The 2,269-nt window shown below is 76.6% G+C and carries 3 protein-coding genes; all 3 read right to left on the reverse strand.

Annotation, left to right across the window (positions count from 1 at the left end):
- The coding region (locus E1281_RS39240; RefSeq protein WP_165959318.1) for a TIGR04222 domain-containing membrane protein at nt 1–932 on the reverse strand (932 nt) is incomplete at its 3' end.
- Nucleotides 933–1,021: 89 nt separating this feature from the next.
- A complete protein-coding gene (locus E1281_RS39245) occupies nt 1,022–1,666 on the reverse strand; it encodes a response regulator transcription factor (RefSeq protein ID WP_131884749.1) in 645 nt (214 codons plus the stop codon).
- A 62-nt stretch (nt 1,667–1,728) separates the two neighbouring features.
- Nucleotides 1,729–2,269: ATP-binding protein (locus E1281_RS39250; RefSeq protein WP_243717810.1), on the reverse strand; the 541-nt coding region annotated here is incomplete at its 5' end.

Here is a 2,269-nt window from a genome sequence, read left to right on the forward strand (position 1 = left end):
CCGCCGCAGCCTCCTCCTCCGCCACCGCCGCACGAGCCGCCGCCCCCGCAGGACGACGACGAGCACACCGACGCGGTGGACGAGCAGGACGACAACGTGTAGCCGCCCGAGGTGGTCTCGACCCCGGTGAGCTCCAGAAAGCGGCCGAGGCCGACGGTCTGCGCGAACATCGGGTCGAGGAGCATCAGCGCCGCCGTGCCGTAGAGGGCGACGCCGAGCAGGACCGCGGGACCGCCGAGCCCGGTGTAGGAGGACAGGTGCTCGGGGTCGAGATGGGGATTGGACGCCTTGGTCCGCTCGACGGCCGTCTCCCCCTCCTCCGTCCGCTCGCCGTCCGTGCCCAGCACGGCCATGCCGAAGATGGCGAGGGCGAACAGCGCCGCGACGGGGACCAGGACGCCGGGGAACCCGCCGAAGGAGTCGTTCGCGACGAAGCCCAGGAAGCCCGCCGCCAGCCATGCGAAGAAGACCAGCTGGTACGTCCGCAGCCGCTTCCGGCCGCCGTGCGGGATCACCATGCCCTGCGCGGCCAGCCCGTCGCGGAGCTGGTCGAGCGCGGCCCGGACGCGCGGGTCGGCGGTGACGTCGGCGAGCGTCCGGCCCGGCGCGCCGGCGATCGCCCCGAAGACCGCCGAGTCGAGCGGCGTGCCCGCGGCGCGCGGCCCGGCCGCGGGCGGCGGGGTCGCGTACAGCCGGCCGTCGGCGTGGGCGTCGACCGCGCCGTCCAGCCGCAGCGCCGCCATCGAGGCCGCGATCGCGTGCCGCCCTCCGCCGTGCAGGTAGGCGACCTCGTACGGGTGCAGGTCCCTCCGCGGGGGACTCCCCCGCCGGATCACCGCCCGCCCGTTCCGCAGGACCGCCGCAAGGGCGATCCCGATGAGGATGTGGGCCGCGAGGAACCCCAGCGCGGGCCCCCAGACATCGTCGATCATGGCGTGCTCCCCGTTCCGACGCACGTTCCGCATGATCAGACGCCGTCGCCCCGGCCGGAGTTCGTTCCGTCCCGCCGCTCCGGTCCCCGCTACTCCTCGTCCAGGCCCTTCTCGATGGCGTAGCGGACGAGTTCGACCCGGTTGTGGAGCTGGAGCTTGCCGAGGGTGTTCTGCACGTGGTTCTGGACGGTCCGGTGGGACAGGACGAGCCGCTGCGCGATCTGCTTGTAGGTCAGGCCCTTCGCGACGAGCCGCAGGACCTCGGTCTCGCGCTCGGTCAGGCGCGGCGCGCCGCCGTCCGCGTCGTCCGCGCGGGCGGGGCCGGCGGCGAGCCGGCGGTACTCGCCGAGCACGAGCCCGGCGAGGCCGGGAGTGAACACGGCGTCGCCCTCGCCGGTGCGGCGGACGGCGTCCAGGAACTCCTCGCGCCCGGCGGACTTGAGCAGGTAGCCGGTGGCGCCCGCCTTGACCGCGTCGAGGACGTCCCGCTGCTCACCGCTCGCCGACAGCACCAGGACGCGGACCGGCGGGTCGGCGGCGGCCAGGTGGCGGGTCACCTCGACGCCGCCGATGTCGGGGAGCCGAAGGTCGACCACGGCCACCTGCGGCCGCGCGGCGGCGGCGGCGCGGACGGCGGCGCGCCCCTCCCCGGCGGTCGCGACCACGTCGTGACCGGCCTCGGCGAGGTCGCGGGCGACCGCCTCGCGCCACATCGGATGGTCGTCCACGACCATGACCCTGAGGGGAACGTCGCTCACGCCCACAGCCTAAGCCGCCTCCGGCCGCCCGCCGCCGGTCAGGCGCGGGGGACGGTCATCTCGATCTCCGTGCCCTCGCCCTCGGCGGAGGTGATCGCGACCGTGCCGCCCAGCTCGGCGACGCGGCCCCGGATGGACTGCGCGACGCCGAGCCGGCCGCCCGCCGCGGCCTCCTCCAGCCGGCCGGCGGGCATGCCGGGGCCGTCGTCGCGGACGCTGACGGTGACCTCGCCGGGACCGTCCTCCACCAGCACCCATGCGCGGGCGCCGTCGCAGTGGCGGCGGACGTTGTCGAGCGCCGCCGCCACCGCCGCCTCGATCTCCCCGGCCGTGCCCGCGGGCAGCCGCACCTCGGTCGCCGGGGTGGAGACGGTGACGGTCGGGGACGCGAGCGCGGTCAGCAGCGGACGGAGGTCGGCGCCGTCCGCGGCGTCCCGCGCGGGCGCGGCCGGCGCCGCGCCGATGAGGGAGCGCAGCGCGGCCTCCTGCTCCCCCGCCACCCGGCCCAGCTCCGCCGCCTCGCCGCCCAGCTCGCCGCCGCGCCGCTGCACCATCGCCAGCACCTGCAGCACCGAGTCG

Source organism: Actinomadura sp. KC345, assembly GCF_004348515.1.
Classification (GTDB): domain Bacteria; phylum Actinomycetota; class Actinomycetes; order Streptosporangiales; family Streptosporangiaceae; genus Spirillospora.